This is a genomic window from Thalassospira profundimaris, assembly GCF_003326795.1.
In the GTDB taxonomy this organism is placed as follows: domain Bacteria; phylum Pseudomonadota; class Alphaproteobacteria; order Rhodospirillales; family Thalassospiraceae; genus Thalassospira; species Thalassospira profundimaris_C.
Genome location: NZ_JPWI01000014.1, coordinates 53,065 through 70,554, shown reverse-complemented (window position 1 = coordinate 70,554; position 17,490 = coordinate 53,065). Strand labels below are relative to the sequence as shown.

Here is a 17,490-nt window from a genome sequence, read left to right as displayed (position 1 = left end):
ATGTTTGAAATGGATATGCCCCGCATGGCACAGAATTTATGCCTGTTAATGGGGTACCATGGGAAATGATGGGGGTCAATGGGATTTGATGGGGTCAAATGTGACGATTTGGTGCGTTTCTGGGGGTTCCGCGGTACATGCGAAAAGCCTGAATTCAGCCAAAAACACTTGAAATCACGGTCTTATCCATCTTCGGCCCATGAAATCCCAAAGCGGTTCCATGGGGCCCCATCGGTGACCATTGAAAACCCGGTTTTATGGGGTTTGATGGTGCAGTCGACATTTCGGGAAATGACGGGATGGGCGAAGACAATTTGCGATTTGACTCCCAATCGGGTTTGATGCGCGAACGAACTCCTGCAAAATGTAGAAGGGACGTTTATCGGGTGACGGTATCGGACCATATGATTGTCATGCCGGGTTGTCGGATGTCGTAAGATGGTACCGGGTTCAAACATCTGGCGCGGGGCAGCGTCAGCGAGATGAGGGAAGCGATTGTTGCGGATAAAAGCTGCCATTCTATTAATGAGTTGTGCGTTTTTTGCCGGTATTTCCGTTCCGGGGATCACCGTAAATGGTGATGGCAGTGCCCGGGCGCAGGGACTGACCCTGGATAAGGCCGGCGGCAGTTCAACATCGCCAGAAGTATCATCACCACAGGTTCGTGAACTTCTGCCCCTGATCATGCAGCAGCTTCAAAGCAACCCTGAACTGATGTCGCAATTCGGTCTTGGCGGTTTGTCCGGGCTTGGCGCACTTGACGGTGTGGCCGGGGCGGCGGGTGAAGGTGCTGCCGGGGCAACAAACATCCCCGGTTTGAATGATGCGATTGCCAAGGCCCTTGCCCAGAAAAATGCAGGGGCAGGTGTCGTGACATCAGGGGTGCCAGAACAGGTAAAACTGTATCGTGAACAATATCATCCGGTTGATATCAATCAGGATGGCCGGATCAGCGCTGATGAGGCTGCGTCCTATTCAAGCTGGATGTTCCGCAGGCGTGACATTAATGGCGACAGCGTGCTGGTCATGCGCGAGTTTTCGGCAGTTGAACAGTTGCCCGGCACTGCCGACGCCAATCGCCAGCGACTGCGCACGGAAAGCCGACGCCTTGAATTGCTGTTTCCGGCCTACGATGCCAATAAAGATCAGATGATCAGCAAGGAAGAGTTTCTCGATCAGGTCCGTATTGCCTTTGGCGAAAAAAGCGGAACCAATCCCGACATTGATCCGTTTTCATTCCAGACGGTTCTGCCATTCTGACTGGCGGCGGGATTGCAACAGAAACACCATATGACAGCCAAGCAATAATCTGGCATCCGTATCAAACGGCAAGCCGGTCAGGATGGAGAAGGTTAATGGATACCAGCGAGTTTTTTGCTCCGCTTCGGGCAACAACAGACGATGGGGCTGGCGCAGATGGCTCTGCTGCGCCCCGGACTGGTGTTGCGGAAACCGAACCGGCAGAAGACGGAAAATCAGCTGCGAAGATCACAGCCAATGCCGTTGACAATGCAAATGCCGACGCAACGGCAGGCAAGCAGGACGTCGCCAAACCCGAACGTACACCGGTATGGATTGACTTGCTGTCGCCGACCTCTGATGAAATTCACGATATCGAGCAACGTTTCGGGATCGAGGTGCCGACCCGCGAGGAAATGCAGGAGATCGAACTTTCATCTCGTCTGTATGACGAGGACGGGGCACTTTTCATGACGGTTTCGGTCCTGACCCGTGCGACGACAGATGCGCCGCAAACGGCGGCCGTGACGTTCATTCTGGTCAAGAAGACCCTGATCACGCTGCGCTATGCTGATCCGGTACCGTTCAAGACATTCATCCGTCGGGTCAAAAAAACACCGTCACTGGCCAATAGTGCCGAAACGGTCATGTTCGGGCTGCTCGAACAGATTGTTGACCGTCTGGCGGATTTGATGGAACAGACCGCAACCGATCTTGAAAACCTGTCAAATCAGGTGTTTGCAAACCCGGAAGGACCCGGTTCGGATCAGGATCACCGGGAAACCTTGCGCCAGATCGGACGTACTGGCAACCTGTCTGGCAAGGCCAAGGACAGCTTGTTGAACCTTCATCGACTTGGATTGTTCCTGTCAACGCAGACGCGTCTGAAAAAGGATGCCAAGGCAAGGCTTAAGGTGATTTCACGCGATATCGTCTCGATTACCGAACATGCCAACTTTATCGCCAACAAGGTGACGTTCCTGCTCGATGCGACCCTTGGCATGATCAGTCTTGAGCAAAACAACATCATCAAGATTTTCTCGGTCGCTGCGGCGGCCTTCCTGCCGCCAACCCTGATCGCCAGCATCTATGGCATGAATTTCGAAGTAATGCCCGAGCTTGGCTGGGAATTCGGCTATCCGGTTGCAATCGGCCTGATGATCCTGTCCGCTGTTTTGCCGCTTTGGTATTTCAAACGCAAAGGGTGGCTCTAAAAGTCGGTGACGGAATTCTGGCGAGATTGGTGGGGTATTTGTCATTTCTGCCATATGAAATGCTGATAAAGTGTCGCGCGTCGCCACCCGCAATGATATGCACCCAACCATTGGAGCCCCAAAATGAGCCAGACCGCCCTGATCCTGATTGATTGGCAACAAGGATTTGATGACCTTGATTACTGGGGAAATCGCAATAACCCCGATGCCGAAAGAAATGGTGAGAAACTTCTGACACACTGGCGCAAAGCCGGGCAGCCGGTCATTCATGTCAAGCATGACTCAACCGAACCGCAATCGCGTCTCCATCCTGATCATCAAGGCAACGCCATCAAACAGGCACTAGCCCCGATTGAGGGGGAGCCTGTCTATGGCAAGAATGTCAATTCGGCTTTTATCGGCACCAGTCTTGAGGCGGATCTGCGTGCGCAGGGTATTTCGCGCCTTGTTCTGTGCGGGATCACAACGGACCATTGTGTGAATACCAGCACCCGTATGGCCGGGAATCTTGGATTTGAGGTAACGATTGCATCTGATGCCTGTGCGACCTTTGATCGCAGCCTTCCGGATGGGCGGGTTGTCCCGGCCGAGCTGGTGCATGATGTGGCACTTTCCAGTCTCAATGGCGAGTTTGCCGCTGTGAAAACCGTCGAGCAGATCATTGGATCGGCAAGTCAGGGTTGATCAGCGATTGACTTGCGTTCTCAAGTGACGCACCTTCGGCCCGTGATTCCCGCATAAGGTGCCTGCCAATGACTTCTGCCGATACAAAAATCGATACCCAGGAAAAGCTTCGCGCAATTTATGGGGAGCCGATGGGACTTGCTGTTGATAAATGCCTGTCGCGGCTTGATCCACACTGCAAGCATTTCATTGAACTGGCACCCTTTGCGGTCGTTTCATCGGCCGATGCCAATGGCGATGCCGATGTCAGCCCGCGCGGCGATGGGCCGGGCTTCATCAAGGTTGTAGATGATAACACCATCGTCATGCCGGACCGTCCGGGCAATAACCGTGTCGATACACTGTCAAACATCGTCGATAACCCGAAAGTCGGGATGCTGTTCTTTGTACCCGGTGTGAATGAAACACTGCGCTTGAACGGTACGGCTGAAATCAGTACAGATCCGGCTTTGCTGGGATTGTTTGCCGATACGCCCAAGCCACCGATCACGGCGATTAAAATTACGGTCGAGGAAGCCTTCCTGCATTGTGCGAAATCGCTGATGCGTTCCAAGTTGTGGGACCAGAATACCCAGATTGACCGTAAAACGCTTCCGACCCTTGGCAAGATGATCAAGGATCAGACTGCGGCTGATTTCGACGTCGGCACTCAGGAAGAGGCCGACAAGTATTTCACGCAGTCAATTGCCGAAAAAGGCTGATCATCGCGCTGTCAGCGCAGATTTATTGAGCTTGTCAAAGGCGGTGACAGCGTATTGTCATCGCCTTTTTCGTTTGGGAAATAATACCAGATGGCCTGTAAGCCGGGTTCTGTCCATGCGGCGAACCGCACTGGATGGCCATTCATCTGGGACGTCCGTCGCCGAACGCCTCCTGCAACCAACCCGAATGGTGGTGCGAAAACCCACCTGCCGACAATGCCGAAGCACCCGGCCGACCATTCCTATTAGGTTTTGCTCCCGGTGGGGTTTACCATGCGTCCCGCATTGCTGAAGGACCGGTGCGCTCTTACCGCACCCTTTCACCCTTTCCGACAGGCTTGCGCTGTGTCGGTGGTTTGCTTTCTGTGGCACTTTCCCTAGGGTCGCCCCCGCCAGACGTTATCTGGCACCGTGTCTCCGTGGAGCCCGGACTTTCCTCCCCGATTGCAAGCAATCAGGGCGGCCATCCGGCCATCTGGTGGTGCGGATGTAGGTTACATCGACCATAACGTCAAGAAAAAGCGGTGGCGACGGGGGCGAGTTCAGAAAGCTAGTTGCCAATCGCATTTGCAAGGGCAGTGGCAATGGCCATGCATTGCCCGTCGAGGACACCGGAAATATCCGCCGGACGCCAGTGCCGCTGAAAGGCAATTGTCCGTTTAAGGCGATACTCTTCGTTGGATGCGCCATCCCCATCACTTGCCGGCCATCCATAGCCAATCTGATCAAGCAACCCTTCAAAGCGATCCGGATCAACAGCGATATCGTCAGTTACATCGGGCCAAAGCCCGATGCCGTTGTCGGCCAGTAATTTCCAGGGGAACAATTCACCGGGATCTTCCTTGCGGTCCGGGGCCATGTCGGAATGGGCAATCACCCGATCTGCCGGAATGTTGCGACGGGCCAGAATGTCCCGGCACAACGTGATGACGGATGCGATCTGTATATCGGGAAAGGCGCGATAGCCAAATTCATGACCGGGATTGACGATCTCGATCCCGATGGAATGTGAATTCACATCTGCGCAATCCTGCCAGCAACCCCGCCCGGCATGCCATGCGCGTTTGTCTTCATCGACCAGCGCAAAGATGCGGCCGTCTTCCTCAATCAGATAGTGGCTCGAAACCGAACTTTCAGGATCACACAGGCGTTCAAGGGCGGCATTGCCTGTGGGCATGCCGGTATAATGCAGCACAAGGATATCAATCGGGCAACCATCCGGGCGCGGGCCGAAATTGGGCGAGGGATGCTTGATGATGTCTGCTGGCAAACTGTCTTTTGATCGCCCGTCTGACTGCCCATCGGCCATTTGGCTTAATCCATTCCCTGTGTTTTACGCTGAACGGGTTTGCGCAGCATGATCACCGTGACCCCGCACAGAACAACAATACCGCCAATGATCTTAAGCATCGAGAATGCTTCGTTAAATACCACAAACGATCCCAGAACGCTGATGACAGGTGCGAGCAATGACCATGGCACGACTGCATTCACATCCTGGGTCTTGAGCAAATGATACCAGAAACCATAGGCCACAATTGATGACATGATCACCGTAAAGCTCAGATTGGCCCACGCCATCCAGCTGGCATCACGCACTGCCTGAAAGGATTCGGGTTCAAAAACCAGCGATAGAAGCAGCAGCTGCGGGGCGGCAAACAATGCCATCCAGCCATTAAGCTGGAAGGTGTCAATATCGCCCAGTTTCTTGATCATCACATTGGCAACCGCCCACATGAAAGCTGCAAACACCACCAACAATAATGGCAATTGCAAATCGGTCATGGTCGGGTCCCAGAACATGATTGTTACGCCAACAAACGCAAGCGTCATGCCCGAAAGCCGCTTCCAGCCCAGCCTGTCATTAAAGAAATAGGTCGCCAGCATCGAAGAAAACGGCACGCCAAGCAGGACGATAATTGCGACCGGTCCGGCGTCAATCATTGAAAGTGCAAAGAATAAAACACCGAAATGCAGACTGCCAAAAGTCAGCGAGATGACGGCAAGGCGTCCCATGCGACCGCGTGGCATGCGGGTAAACGGGATCAGCAGAATTGCAACCGAAGCAAAGCGGATAGCGGTCAGCATAAAGGGTGGAATTTCTGAAACCGCACCTTTGACGGTCAGCATGTTAATGCCCCAGATGATGGCGACGGACAGGGCCATAAGCACTGCTTTGAGGGGCATGGCGCGGGCTTTCAATAAGGGGCAGCACAGAAGCGTCTGCGTTGATTACACCGTCCTTTGTCATCTGTTTGAAGACAAAGGACAAATGAGTTCTTTTCAACCCAGACTGAACTGGTTTGCAGACAAGTGTGTCCCAATGCGCACCAGACGTAAAGCAACCGGTAGCAAGAACAGAGGATCATCGTCGGGATGTTTGTGGGCGATGACCCGGTCAGATCATCAGGCCTGACCGAGCTCCTCGCGCATCATTTCAAGTTCCAGCCAGCGTTCCTCGGATGCTTCAAGTTCGCTTCGTGCAGTGTCAAGCCGGTCGACCTTCTTCTGGAAGCCGGTCGGATCCTTGGTAAACAGGGTGCTGTCGGACAGGGCAGCTTCAAGCATTTTTATTTCTGCTTCGAGCTTTGCCATCGCTGCAGGCAGATTGTCGTATTCGCGCTGATCCTTGTAGCTCAGCTTTGAAACCGATTTTGCTTTGGGCGCATTGTTGTTACCCGAAGGCTTTTTACCAAGCTTGCCAAGGTTCTTGTCATCTTTGGCTGCGGGGGCGTTTGAGAGTTTGCGTTGAGCAATATAATCGGAATAGCCACCGGCATATTCAACTGCCGTTCCGTCGCCTTCCATCACGATTGATGATGTTACAACGCGATCAAGGAAGTCACGATCGTGGCTGACCAGAAGAAGCGTGCCTTCATAGTCGTCCAGCATTTCCTGAAGCAGGTCGAGCGTATCCATATCCAGATCGTTGGTCGGCTCATCCATGATCAGAAGGTTGGTCGGCTTTGCCAGCAATTTCGCCAGAAGCAAACGGTTGCGTTCGCCACCCGACAGGGCACCAACCGGGCTTCTGGCCTGTTTTTCGTCAAACAGGAAATCGCGCAGATAGCTGACAACATGGCGCGGGTTGCCGCGCACCATCACCTGATCGCCGCCAACATCACACAGCGTATCCCAAAGCGTTTTATCGTCATCGAGCGCAATACGCTTTTGATCAAAATAGCTGGGATTAAGGTTGGTGCCGATCTTGATCGTGCCTCTGTCGGGTTCAAGCTGCCCGGTCAGCATTTTAAGCAGTGTGGTTTTACCTGCACCGTTCGGGCCGATGATGCCAACCTTGTCGCCACGCAGGATACGGGTCGAGAAATCGGCAATGATCTGGCGATCCCCGAATGACTTGGCGATATCAGTGGCCTCGATCACGACCTTGCCCGATGTTTCGCCAGCCTCGGCCGCAAGCGAGACATTGCCGATCCGGTCAACCTGATTGGAGCGCTGTTCACGCATGTCATAAAGGCGGCGCAGGCGACCCTGGTTACGTTTGCGGCGGGCGGAAATGCCCTGCACGGACCAGACGGTTTCCTGTGCAATCAGCTTGTCAAGCTTGGCGCGTTCCTCGGCTTCCTTGCGATAGATTTCTTCGGACCATTCTTCGAACTTGGCGAAATTGATCGCGCCCTGATGCATGACACCACGGTCAAGCCAAAGAACGCCGTTCGATACCGCATTCAGGAAGGCACGGTCATGCGAGATGACGACAACCGCACCGCGGAAATTCTTGATCTCGCCTTCAAGCCATTCAATGGTCGGAAGATCAAGATGGTTGGTCGGTTCGTCCAGCAAAAGTACCTGCGGATCGGCAATCAGTGCGCGCGCGATTGCCGCGCGTCGGCCTTCACCGCCAGAAAGCTGTTTTGGATCGGCTTTGGGATCAATATCGACCGATGCCAACAGCATGTCAGAGCGATAGGCATAGTCCTGTTCATGTTCATCAAGAGCCGAAAGAACGAAATCCTCGACCGTGTCATAGCCGTCAAATCTCGGTTCCTGATTGAGATAGGCAACCTTGCAACCCGGCTGAACAAACCGTTCGCCACCGTCGGCTTCGATCTCGCCGGCGATGATTTTCAGAAGTGTCGATTTTCCGCCACCATTCCGGCCGACCAGACACAGTCGGTCGCGTTCGCCAATGGCAAATGACACATCGGAAAACAGATCATTGCCGCCAAAGGTCAGGCGAATGTCATTAATATTAATCAGCGGTGGCGCCATGGAAAAACCGATAAGCTTGAGTTCAGAAAATTGGTCAGCGTGACAGGCCCCTTGCAAACAGCAAATCCGGTGCCGTTGCAAGGGAAATCATCTGTCATCATCTCTATCCAGCCGATTTGGATCAGCGGATACCGCGTTCCTTGCGGATTTGATCCCATGCGGCGTTGATGCGGGCCATTTTATCATTGGCCTGTTCGATGAATTCGGGTGGCATGCCTTTGGCCATCAGGGTATCGGGATGGTTTTCGCGCGACAACTTGCGATGGGCTGCTTTCAGTTCATCATCACTGGCATCGCGTCCAAGGCCCAGTTGCTCATAGGGGTCGGGACCGTTCGATGAGGTGAAGGCATGATGTACGCGATCAAAGTCGACATCGGCAAAGCCAAAGATATGGGCGACCTTTTTCAGGTAATCCTGTTCTGCCGGATGCAATTCACCATCAGCCATGGCGATCTGGTAAAGGGCTTCAAGGATGCCTTCCAGAAGCGCGCGTTCACCCCGAAACATGGTGGCGATCTGACGGGCATAGAGTTCAAAGCCGTCCGATGATGAACGAGCCATATCAAAGATACGGCCGACATTCTTTTCTTCGCCGGGCGGAATATGGAAAACGCGCTTGAAGGCATTGATCTCGTCGCGGCTGACATGACCGTCAACCTTGGCCATTTTGGCAGCAAGAACGATGACGCCCGTGGCAAAGGCAACCTGCCTCGGGTCGTGACCACCCAGTTGCGGCCCCCCGTTTGCGGCACTCTTGATCTTGTCTACGACATGACCGGCTGTTGCGCCAAGGATCGCGCCAAGCGGTCCGCCCAAGGCAAAGCCTGCGGCTCCACCAATAATTTTGCCCCAGATACTCATGCGATGCTCATGGGTGATTGTTCGTCCTGATTGCTGTGTTTTGCAGTGTGCGGTCGTATTCTTGCAGCAAGATTACCATCTTACCAGAACAACCAACATAGTTTGCAGGTCACGGAAATAAATGGCGAATTGGCGTTATTTCTTGGCTTGGACGTTGAATAACACCCAAACGTCTATACTTAAGTGTTTGTTGATCTACCATTGGTAGAGTGGTTCTATGACAATCAGGTAGTAAAAAAATAATAACAAAAACGATCCGTATAATTAGGGGTGGAAACATGTCTTTCTTGTCACGCATGAAACTTGTCTACCAGATTTCTCTGATAAGTGTGGTCGCACTTATTATTTTCGCAGTTGTTGGCGTAACGCAGTTCATTGCGGATCAACAACGCCAGTCGGCGCAAACAATTGCCGAGGCAGCCAACGCCGACCAGTCGCTGGTTGATGCTATATCCCGGGCATTTCTGAACGCGCGCCGACATGAAAAGGACTTTGTCCTGCGCAAGAACGAAGAATATGTCGCGTCTCACGCTGCCGCTGCAATGTCTGTGCGAGCAGGCCTGGATGACCTCGCCAAACGCGAGGAACTGGGCGAGCTTCTTGGCAAGGTTGATCAGGCAAGAGCCGCGTTTGAGGATTATGTTAGCGAGTTTACAACCGTTGTCGATTTACAGCGCAAGGTGGGCTTTGATCAGAGTTCAGGTTTGCTTGGCGAAATGCGCAATGCCGCGACAGAGGTCGAAACCGCTCTTGGCAAAATTGCGCAGCTTGAAGCCATGCTGGGGCTTTCCAACACCAAGGATATCTCGATTGCGGTGCTGAAAATGCGACGGGACGAGAAGGATTTCCTTGCAAGTCTTGACCCGGCCTATCTTGACAGTGTTACGGCGACGGCCAAGGAATTCGACGCAGCCCTGCAAAAAGCGGGAAGCATTCAGGATGACAAGAAGGCTGAGCTTGGCAAACTGATGGCATCATATATTTCCGATTTCAAGGCACTGGCCGATGCTGTTCTGGCGCGTGAAGAATCGCTTGCGCGTCTGAGCGCCTATTACTCGGCTGTTGAACCGGTACTTGCGGAACTGAGCAGCGCCATCGGCGATGTGGCCGGGAAAATGCAGCAACGTGCCGAACAAATCGCGCATACTGGGGTTCAGGTCACATTTGCGATTTTCATCGCCGGTGCCCTGATACTGGTTTTATTGTCGATTATCCTGGCGCGCGCAATCGCACGTGCAATTGCAGGTTTGACGACCAAAATGGCCCGCCTTGCCGACAACGACTTCGACGTGCAGCTTGATGAAGCCAATCGCAAGGACGAAATTGGCGAAATGGGCCGGTCGGTTGTCGTCTTTCGTGAAAACGGGCTTGAGCGTCAAAAGCTTGAAGCCCAGCAGCGCGAGCTTGATGAAAAGCAGCGTCAACGTATCGAACAGCAAGAAAAGCATATCCGCGAGTTTGATGACGATGTCGTCGCAATGATGAGCGAAGTCGGGACGGCTGTGCAACAACTCCATGCGGTTTCCGAAGCTCTTAAAAACAGCGCATCAACTGCAAATGAACAATCAACAACCGTCTCTGCGGGCACAGAGGAAGCTTCGTCAAATGTGCAGCTTGTCGCAACAGCGGCAACTCAACTGTCGGCTTCGATCCATGAAATCGCCGGACAGGTCAGCGACACATCGCAAATGGCAATTTCCGCAAGCGAACGTGCCCAGACAACCAACGAGGATATTCAGGGATTGAATGCGGCGGCTGTGCGGATCGGCGAGGTGATCGGCTTGATCAATGACATCGCTGGTCAGACCAACTTGCTGGCACTTAATGCAACAATCGAAGCCGCCCGTGCTGGCGAAGCTGGCAAAGGCTTCGCCGTTGTAGCAAGCGAGGTCAAAAATCTAGCCAATCAAACAGCCAAGGCAACCGAGGATATCACAATCCAGATCAACGAAATTCAGCAGGCAACCCTGTCTGCGGTTGAGGCAATTGACGAAATTGTTCGCATGATCTCGGATATCAGTGAACGGGCATCAACGGTGGCGGCTGCGGTGGAACAACAAACTGTGGCCACAAGCGAAATATCGCAGAATGTCGAACAGGCGGCATCCGCCACCAGCGAGATTTCATCTGCAATGCAGGGCGTATCCACAGCAGTTGCAGACACCACCGAGGCAGCCAGCGATGTCCGCGGGTCTGCGGATAACCTTGGTCGTCAGAGTGACAGTCTGAGCGAACGTATCGACCAGTTCCTTGAGCGCATGCGCGCCGTAAGCTGAGCCGCTGATTGATCTGACCAGTTGATAATTTGGTCTATACGCAAGGGGGAGGATTAGTCTTCCCCCTTGTTTTGTATGGGGCGGGTGCAAATGTAATTCCTTATTGCGGGTGCGGGATTGGAAACAAATTGCGTTTTCGACATCTGGCGGTGTCGGTTCCGGAGGCTTGTTAAATAATCGTACTGTTTCCCCGTCTGATGAACCGGTCAGTTTGTCCAAAACTGAATGGGGTGCGGGGAATATTTCCGTCTCGCTGTCTTGCATTGTATTGCGCGTGTCCTGTGAACCCAGGGTTTGGAATACAGGTCGGGCATTGGCTTGGGGGTTGCCGTGAATTTTCTGTCTCGCATGAAACTGCTTTATCAAATCTCGCTGATTGGCGCGGTTGGTCTTATGATCTTTGTCGTGGTCGCCGCCGTTCAGATGGTGGCAGATCAACAACGTGGTGCTGCGCAAATGGCTGCACAGGAGGCATTGGACGATCGTCTGATCGCGGATGCTGTGTCACGTGACTTTCTGCATGCAAGGCGACGGGAAAAGGACTTTCTTCTCAGGCTTGATGAGAAATATGCCAGACAACATGACGAAGTCGTTGAGCGGGTGACGGCGGGTTTGCATGAACTTGAAATCGACGAGGAGCTTGCAGCATTTGATGCCGAGATCTCCCGGATTACGGCTGCCTTTGCAAATTATGCCGATGAGTTTGGCAAGATTGTCACCCTGCAACGCGAAATTGGCTTGAACGAGGAAGACGGGCTTCTGGGCCGTTTGCGTGGTTCGGTCCATGCTGTTGAAACCGAACTCGGCAAATATAAGGCTGACAAGCTGACGGTGATCATGCTGATGATGCGTCGGCATGAAAAAGATTTTCTGGCCCGAATGGACGCGAAATACATCGATAGCATTGGTCAGCGACTGGCAGAATTCGGTCCCGCCTTGGCCGCATCGGATATTCCGTCCACCGAACAGGCCAATATCAGCAAACTGATGAATTCCTATGTCAGTGATTTCAAATCGCTGGCCGAGAAGATCCTTCAACGCAATTCCGAGCTTGGCCTGCTATCAGATTATTATGCCGAGGCAGAACCGCTGCTTGATGCCCTCAGCGCCTCGATTGCCGAACTTGCCAATAACCAAAAGGCGAAGGCTGAACAAATTGCAGCAACAAGCCTGACTGTAACGGTCACCATGTATGTGATCGGTGTGATTGTACTTCTTGGGCTTTCAGTTCTGTTGTCGCGCGCGATTGTGCGTGCAATCAGCGGTTTGACGGGCAAGATGACGCGCCTTGCCGAGAATGATTTTGATGTGGACCTTGATGAAGTCAATCGCGCTGACGAGATCGGCGAGATGGGGCGTGCCGTGCTTGTTTTCCGTGAAAACGGTATAGAGCGCGTCAAGCTGGAGGCAGCACAGAAGGCCCAGGATGAACGTCGACGCAAACGAATGGAAACCCAGGAACAATATATCCAGGAATTCGACAATGCCGTTGTCGCGGTGATGGCTGATGTGGCGGTAGCGGTCAAACAGCTTCATCAGGTCTCAAACGTGTTGCGCAACAGTGCTGAAACCGCCGCTGACCAGTCAATGGCGGTTTCATCCGGTGCAGAAGAAGCATCGTCGAATGTGCAACTGGTCGCAACGGCGGCAACTGAGCTTGCCGCTTCGATCAACGAAATATCAGGACAGGTCAGTGAAACCTCGACCATGGCGCAATCCGCCACCGAACGGGCACGCTCAACCAATGACAATATTCAGGGGCTGAATGACTCTGCCATCAAGATTGGCGAGGTTATTGGTCTGATCAGTGATATTGCTGCCCAGACGAACCTGCTGGCTCTGAATGCCACCATTGAGGCCGCGCGCGCAGGGGACGCAGGCAAGGGCTTTGCCGTGGTGGCAAGCGAGGTCAAGAACCTTGCGAACCAGACGGCAAAGGCAACCGAAGACATCACGGCACAGATCAGTGAAATTCAGCAGGCAACCGGCATTGCTGTCAGTGCGATTGATGAAATCGTGACCATGATCGCTGATATCAGCGAACGCGCAGCAGCTGTCGCCGCTGCTGTTGAACAACAAACTGTCGCGACCAGCGAAATCTCGCAAAATGTTGAACAGGCGGCCGCCGGGACAGAAGAAATCTCGTCTGCGATGCAGGGAGTGTCCGCAGCGGTCGGTGAAACCAATAATGCCGCAACCGAGGTCCATGGTTCGGCAGATAATCTTGGTCGGCAAAGCGGTGATCTTCGACAGCAAATTGACGGCTTTCTGGAGCGGATGCGCTCACTTTAACGACGAAATGCCGATAACAAACGGCAGTCGGGTCTTTACCCGACTGCTTTTATCGCGATAAAATCCCGACAAACTTGTGGCGTTTTATAGAAGATGAACCGCAAAATCAGAACAGCTATCAAAGCAGGGAATGTCGCATGGCAGATAAACCACGTATTGTTTCATCGTCGCATCTCGTTTCGGAACGGGCTGCAGAATTATCGGAACTTGAATTTGCCCTGATCCTGTCAGGGAACGCATTCAACCGATGGATGGTACGGTGCATGCGTGCTGCCGGGATGCCGGACGTTTCGGTTCTTGATATTCTGGTGCTCCATAACGTCAATTCGCGCGAACGTGAAAAAAGCCTTTCTGAAGTTTGCTTTGTTCTCAATGTTGAAGACAGCCACCTGGTGAACTACTCACTCAAGAAACTGCGCAAGCTTGGTCTGGTCGAAGGCATCAAGCGTGGTAAGGAAGTCCACTATGGAACGACCGCTGACGGGCGTGCCATGTGCGAGAAATACCGCGAGGTCCGCGAAGCCTGCCTTGTTGAAACCTTCCAGCGCCTTGGTGTGAATAGTCAGGAAGTCGGCGATGTTGCCAAGACCCTGCGCGCCATTTCCGGGGTCTATGACCAGGCATCGCGTGCCGCGAGTGCGATGTAACAAGCAAGTTGGCGTTCTCCGAGCAGACCGGGTTTTTGTCGGTGCAAAGGCGGAAAGCTTCATGAATCGAACGGGCAGTGGTTCCTTTGAACTGCTGCCCGTTCTGTTTTCGTGGGGTATTCCGAATGGCACGCGATGCTGTGCCGCTTTCAAATGCTCATTTATTTCAAGTGATTAAGGTGGTTTTGATAAGGCAGCGAACTGCGTGAGTTGCATATTTCGCATGGTAGTTATGAAATTACATTGACAATTTGTCAGTAAAATGTGATCAAGATGTCGGGTGAATATTTTGGAGTCTTTGTTACTCTGACTCCTCCGCCTCAACACACAGGGAGACTTGATCAATGCTGAAAAAAGCGCTTTCGACGGTTGCAGTCGCAGCCATCACCATGTCCGCCGGTCTGGCGGCTGCTGCTGAAAAATGGGATATGGCGACGCCGTATCCGGATGCGACCTTCCACACCCAGAACATTATCGAATTTGCCAAGGACGTGAATGATGCGTCCGGTGGTGAACTGACCATCACCGTTCATTCCGGTGGTTCTCTGTTCAAGCATGCTGATATCAAACGTTCGGTTCAGCGCGGTCTGGTTCCGATTGGCGAAACACTGATTTCGCTGCTGGCCAACGAAAACCCGATTTATACCGTTGATGCTATCCCGTTCCTTGCGACCTCCTATGAGGACTCCAAGAAACTTTGGGAAGTCTCACGCGCAGGCATCGAAGCAGCCCTTGCGAAAGACGGTCTGAAAGTTCTTTATGCTGTTCCGTGGCCGTCACAGGGGCTTTACACCGCAAATCCGGTAAGCACGGTTGAAGACCTTAAGGGCATCAAATTCCGTGCCTACAACTCGACCACTTCGCAGCTTGCCGATCTGACCGGCATGGTTGCGACCCAGGTTGAAGTTCCGGAAATCCCGACCGCCTTTGCAACCGGTATTGTCGAAGCCATGATGACTTCGCCGTCGACCGGTGCGAACTCCAAGGCCTGGGACTTTGTTTCGAACTTCTATGACGTTCAGGCATGGCTTCCGAAAAACATGGTTATCGTGAACGCAAAGTCGTTTGATCGTCTTTCGGCAGAAGCCCAGAAAGCTGTCATGGATGCCGCGGTCAAAGCCGAAGCACGTGGTCTGGAAATGAGCATGGCTGAATCCGAAGCAAAGAAGAAAATCCTTGCTGATAACGGTATGAACGTTGCTGCGCCAAGCGCAGAGCTCAAAGCTGGTCTGGCCAAAGTTGGTGAAACCATGGTTGCCGATTGGCTCGAAAAAACCGGCGATGAAGGCAAAGCCATCATCGACGCTTTCAAGAACTAAGGTTCTTTCGTTCCTCGGGATCGGGCAGGTGTCGTCCCCTGTCCGGTCCCGGACAAGCCCCACATTTTAATGTTACTGTCCGTATGGATCGCTCAACCACCATCGCGACTTCGCGGGCGGAAAGGGGACTGCTGTGCGCAGATTACTAGACTATTTATTTAAGTTCAGTGCCGGGTTGGCTGCATTTTTCCTGGTGGCAATCGCACTTCTTATTCTGGCGCAATCACTTGGCCGTCTGATCGGAATTGCGGTTCATGACGCCAACGAACTCGCAGGTTTTTGCCTTGCGGCGGGAACGTTCCTGGCGCTTGGTCCCGCACTTCGGGCCGGCACCCATATTCGGGTGATGATTGTTTTGTCCCATCTGCGCGGTGGTCTGCGCCGGGTGATCGAAAGCATCACGCTTCTGGCTGCAACCTTCCTTGGCGGTTACTTCGCATGGTGGATGACGGTTCTTGCCGAAGAGAGCTTTTCCTACGGTGATACGTCGCCAGGCGTTCTCGCCTTCCCGCTCTGGATCCCGCAAGCGGCAATGGCCTTTGGCCTGATCGTCTTTACCGTCGGTATGATCGAAGCACTGGTCGATACCGTTGTTGGTCGCAAACCTGCCTTCGCCCTCGGCGAAGCCAACGAACTGAACGAATAGGGGACGGTCATGGAAGTACTTGAAATTGGCCTTGTCCTGATGGGGCTTCTGTTCCTGTTCCTTGGTGCAGGTTTGTGGGTTGCTCTGTCATTGTTTGCGATTGGCGTATTCGCCCTTGATTTCTTTACCAGTGCACAGACTGGTCCGATCATCGCAACGACCGCATGGGCAAGCCTTGCGACCTGGTCGCTGGCGCCACTGCCGCTGTTTATCTGGATGGGTGAAATCCTTTTCCGGTCGCGCCTGTCCGAAGACATGTTCACCGGTCTTGCGCCCTGGCTGAACAAGCTGCCGGGTCGTCTGTTGCATGTGAATATTCTGGGCTGTGGCATCTTTGCTGCTGTATCGGGTTCGTCTGCGGCAACGGCGGCGACCATCGGACGCATGTCGATCCCCGAACTGCGCAAGCAGGGCTATGCCGACAAACTGATCCTTGGCACGCTGGCCGGGTCGGGTACTCTGGGTCTTCTGATCCCGCCGTCGATCATTCTGATTGTTTATGGCGTATCGGCCGAACTGTCGATTGCCCGTCTGTTCATTGCCGGCGTTTTGCCCGGTGTCATGCTGATCATCCTGTTCATGAGCTTCGTTGGCATCTGGGCCACCGTAAACAAGGACAAGATGCCGCCAGCCGCACCCAGCATTCCGTTTGGCGAAAAAGTCCGCGCTTCGGGCCGTCTGATCCCGGTGATCTTGCTGATCTCGGCCGTTATCGGATCGATCTATGGGGGGATCGCCACCCCGACCGAGGCTGCGGCCTTTGGCGTGGTTGGTGCGCTGATCCTGTCACGATTAAGTGGCTCTTTGACCCGCGAAAGCCTGATCGAAGGCATCATGGGGGCGACCCGCACATCGTGCATGATCTGCTTTATCCTCGCAGGGGCAGCGGTACTGACTGTTGCCATGGGCTTTACCGGTATCCCGCGCGAACTGGCCGCATGGATCGCGCAGATGGATCTGTCGCCCTATGCGCTTCTGGCAGCATTGACCGTGTTCTTCATTGTTCTGGGTTGTTTCCTTGACGGGATTTCGGTGGTGGTTCTGACCACCTCGGTCATCCTGCCGATGGTTCAGGCTGCCGGGATCGACTTGTTGTGGTTTGGTATCTATGTGGTGCTGGTGGTCGAAATGTCGCAGATCACCCCGCCCGTCGGTTTCAACCTTTTCGTTTTGCAAGGCCTGACAGGCAAGAACCTGTTTGCCATTGCACTGGCTGCCTTGCCGTTCTTCTTCCTGCTGTTGCTTGCTGTCTTGCTGATTACGGTCTTCCCGGAAATCGCAACATGGCTGCCCCGGCAAATGAATGGCTAACCGGCTTTTGAAATAGCTGATCGTTCGTACAGATTTTTATGACTACAGATGCCCAAGGAGTAAGCA

Annotated in this window: 14 protein-coding genes and 1 other RNA gene; 10 read left to right on the top strand and 5 right to left on the bottom strand. The window is 53.4% G+C overall.

Features of this window, described 5'->3' with window-relative positions:
- The first annotated feature begins 525 nt into the window (after positions 1 to 525).
- The 4 genes from TH30_RS18350 to TH30_RS18335 all read left to right on the top strand — a co-directional run bounded on the left by TH30_RS18350 (position 526) and on the right by TH30_RS18335 (position 3,838).
- Complete coding sequence (locus TH30_RS18350) at positions 526 to 1,260, top strand: EF-hand domain-containing protein (protein ID WP_114099559.1); 735 nt, start codon at positions 526 to 528, stop codon at positions 1,258 to 1,260.
- Positions 1,261 to 1,355: 95 nt separating this feature from the next.
- The gene (gene corA / locus TH30_RS18345; protein ID WP_114099558.1) at positions 1,356 to 2,453 is read left to right on the top strand and encodes a magnesium/cobalt transporter CorA; all 1,098 of its coding nucleotides are present in this window, start codon (positions 1,356 to 1,358) and stop codon (positions 2,451 to 2,453) included.
- Between the two features lie 123 nt (positions 2,454 to 2,576).
- Positions 2,577 to 3,137, top strand: a complete 561-nt coding sequence (locus TH30_RS18340) for a cysteine hydrolase family protein (RefSeq protein WP_114099557.1) — start codon at positions 2,577 to 2,579, stop codon at positions 3,135 to 3,137.
- Between the two features lie 68 nt (positions 3,138 to 3,205).
- Entirely contained in the window at positions 3,206 to 3,838 is a 633-nt protein-coding gene (locus TH30_RS18335; protein WP_114099556.1) for a pyridoxamine 5'-phosphate oxidase family protein, read from the top strand.
- An 82-nt stretch (positions 3,839 to 3,920) separates the two neighbouring features.
- On the opposite strand, the gene rnpB is transcribed toward TH30_RS18335, so the two are convergent.
- The 5 genes from rnpB to TH30_RS18310 form a co-directional block, all read right to left on the bottom strand.
- An RNA gene (gene rnpB / locus TH30_RS18330) (RNase P RNA component class A) lies at positions 3,921 to 4,317 on the bottom strand.
- A gap of 71 nt (positions 4,318 to 4,388) precedes the next feature.
- Positions 4,389 to 5,147: an N-acetylmuramoyl-L-alanine amidase gene (locus tag TH30_RS18325; protein WP_114099555.1), complete on the bottom strand. Its 759-nt coding sequence runs from the start codon at positions 5,145 to 5,147 to the stop codon at positions 4,389 to 4,391.
- A 5-nt stretch (positions 5,148 to 5,152) separates the two neighbouring features.
- Positions 5,153 to 6,025 carry a DMT family transporter gene (locus TH30_RS18320; RefSeq protein ID WP_114099554.1) on the bottom strand — a complete coding sequence of 291 codons (873 nt, stop codon included), beginning with the start codon at positions 6,023 to 6,025 and terminating at the stop codon, positions 5,153 to 5,155.
- A 219-nt stretch (positions 6,026 to 6,244) separates the two neighbouring features.
- Entirely contained in the window at positions 6,245 to 8,071 is a 1,827-nt protein-coding gene (locus TH30_RS18315) for an ATP-binding cassette domain-containing protein (protein WP_114099553.1), read from the bottom strand.
- Positions 8,072 to 8,192: 121 nt separating this feature from the next.
- On the bottom strand, positions 8,193 to 8,933 hold the full coding sequence (locus TH30_RS18310) for a TerB family tellurite resistance protein (RefSeq protein ID WP_114099552.1): 741 nt from the start codon (positions 8,931 to 8,933) through the stop codon (positions 8,193 to 8,195).
- 278 nt (positions 8,934 to 9,211) lie between these two features.
- Between TH30_RS18310 and TH30_RS18305 the strand changes: the two genes are divergently transcribed.
- From TH30_RS18305 to TH30_RS18280, 6 genes are all read left to right on the top strand, one after another.
- Positions 9,212 to 11,209 (top strand): methyl-accepting chemotaxis protein, encoded by a 1,998-nt coding sequence (locus tag TH30_RS18305; RefSeq protein WP_114099551.1) that lies wholly within the window; start codon positions 9,212 to 9,214, stop codon positions 11,207 to 11,209.
- Positions 11,210 to 11,539: 330 nt separating this feature from the next.
- Entirely contained in the window at positions 11,540 to 13,501 is a 1,962-nt protein-coding gene (locus tag TH30_RS18300; protein WP_258548789.1) for a methyl-accepting chemotaxis protein, read from the top strand.
- Between the two features lie 137 nt (positions 13,502 to 13,638).
- Positions 13,639 to 14,148, top strand: a complete 510-nt coding sequence (locus TH30_RS18295) for a winged helix DNA-binding protein (protein WP_114099549.1) — start codon at positions 13,639 to 13,641, stop codon at positions 14,146 to 14,148.
- 344 nt (positions 14,149 to 14,492) lie between these two features.
- A complete protein-coding gene (locus TH30_RS18290; RefSeq protein ID WP_114099548.1) occupies positions 14,493 to 15,467 on the top strand; it encodes a TRAP transporter substrate-binding protein in 975 nt (324 codons plus the stop codon).
- A 193-nt stretch (positions 15,468 to 15,660) separates the two neighbouring features.
- A complete protein-coding gene (locus TH30_RS18285) occupies positions 15,661 to 16,113 on the top strand; it encodes a TRAP transporter small permease (RefSeq protein WP_258548788.1) in 453 nt (150 codons plus the stop codon).
- A 9-nt stretch (positions 16,114 to 16,122) separates the two neighbouring features.
- Entirely contained in the window at positions 16,123 to 17,424 is a 1,302-nt protein-coding gene (locus tag TH30_RS18280; protein ID WP_114099546.1) for a TRAP transporter large permease, read from the top strand.
- The last annotated feature ends 66 nt before the right edge of the window (positions 17,425 to 17,490 follow it).

Bases quoted from the DNA above. Each gene is read 5' to 3' on its own strand.
- TH30_RS18350 (WP_114099559.1), top strand. From the start codon at position 526: ATGAGTTGTGCGTTTTTTGCCGGTATTTCCGTTCCGGGGATCACCGTA.
- corA (WP_114099558.1), top strand. From the start codon at position 1,356: ATGGATACCAGCGAGTTTTTTGCTCCGCTTCGGGCAACAACAGACGAT.
- TH30_RS18340 (WP_114099557.1), top strand. From the start codon at position 2,577: ATGAGCCAGACCGCCCTGATCCTGATTGATTGGCAACAAGGATTTGAT.
- TH30_RS18335 (WP_114099556.1), top strand. From the start codon at position 3,206: ATGACTTCTGCCGATACAAAAATCGATACCCAGGAAAAGCTTCGCGCA.
- TH30_RS18325 (WP_114099555.1), bottom strand. From the start codon at position 5,147: ATGGCCGATGGGCAGTCAGACGGGCGATCAAAAGACAGTTTGCCAGCA.
- TH30_RS18320 (WP_114099554.1), bottom strand. From the start codon at position 6,025: ATGCCCCTCAAAGCAGTGCTTATGGCCCTGTCCGTCGCCATCATCTGG.
- TH30_RS18315 (WP_114099553.1), bottom strand. From the start codon at position 8,071: ATGGCGCCACCGCTGATTAATATTAATGACATTCGCCTGACCTTTGGC.
- TH30_RS18310 (WP_114099552.1), bottom strand. From the start codon at position 8,933: ATGAGTATCTGGGGCAAAATTATTGGTGGAGCCGCAGGCTTTGCCTTG.
- TH30_RS18305 (WP_114099551.1), top strand. From the start codon at position 9,212: ATGTCTTTCTTGTCACGCATGAAACTTGTCTACCAGATTTCTCTGATA.
- TH30_RS18295 (WP_114099549.1), top strand. From the start codon at position 13,639: ATGGCAGATAAACCACGTATTGTTTCATCGTCGCATCTCGTTTCGGAA.
- TH30_RS18290 (WP_114099548.1), top strand. From the start codon at position 14,493: ATGCTGAAAAAAGCGCTTTCGACGGTTGCAGTCGCAGCCATCACCATG.
- TH30_RS18280 (WP_114099546.1), top strand. From the start codon at position 16,123: ATGGAAGTACTTGAAATTGGCCTTGTCCTGATGGGGCTTCTGTTCCTG.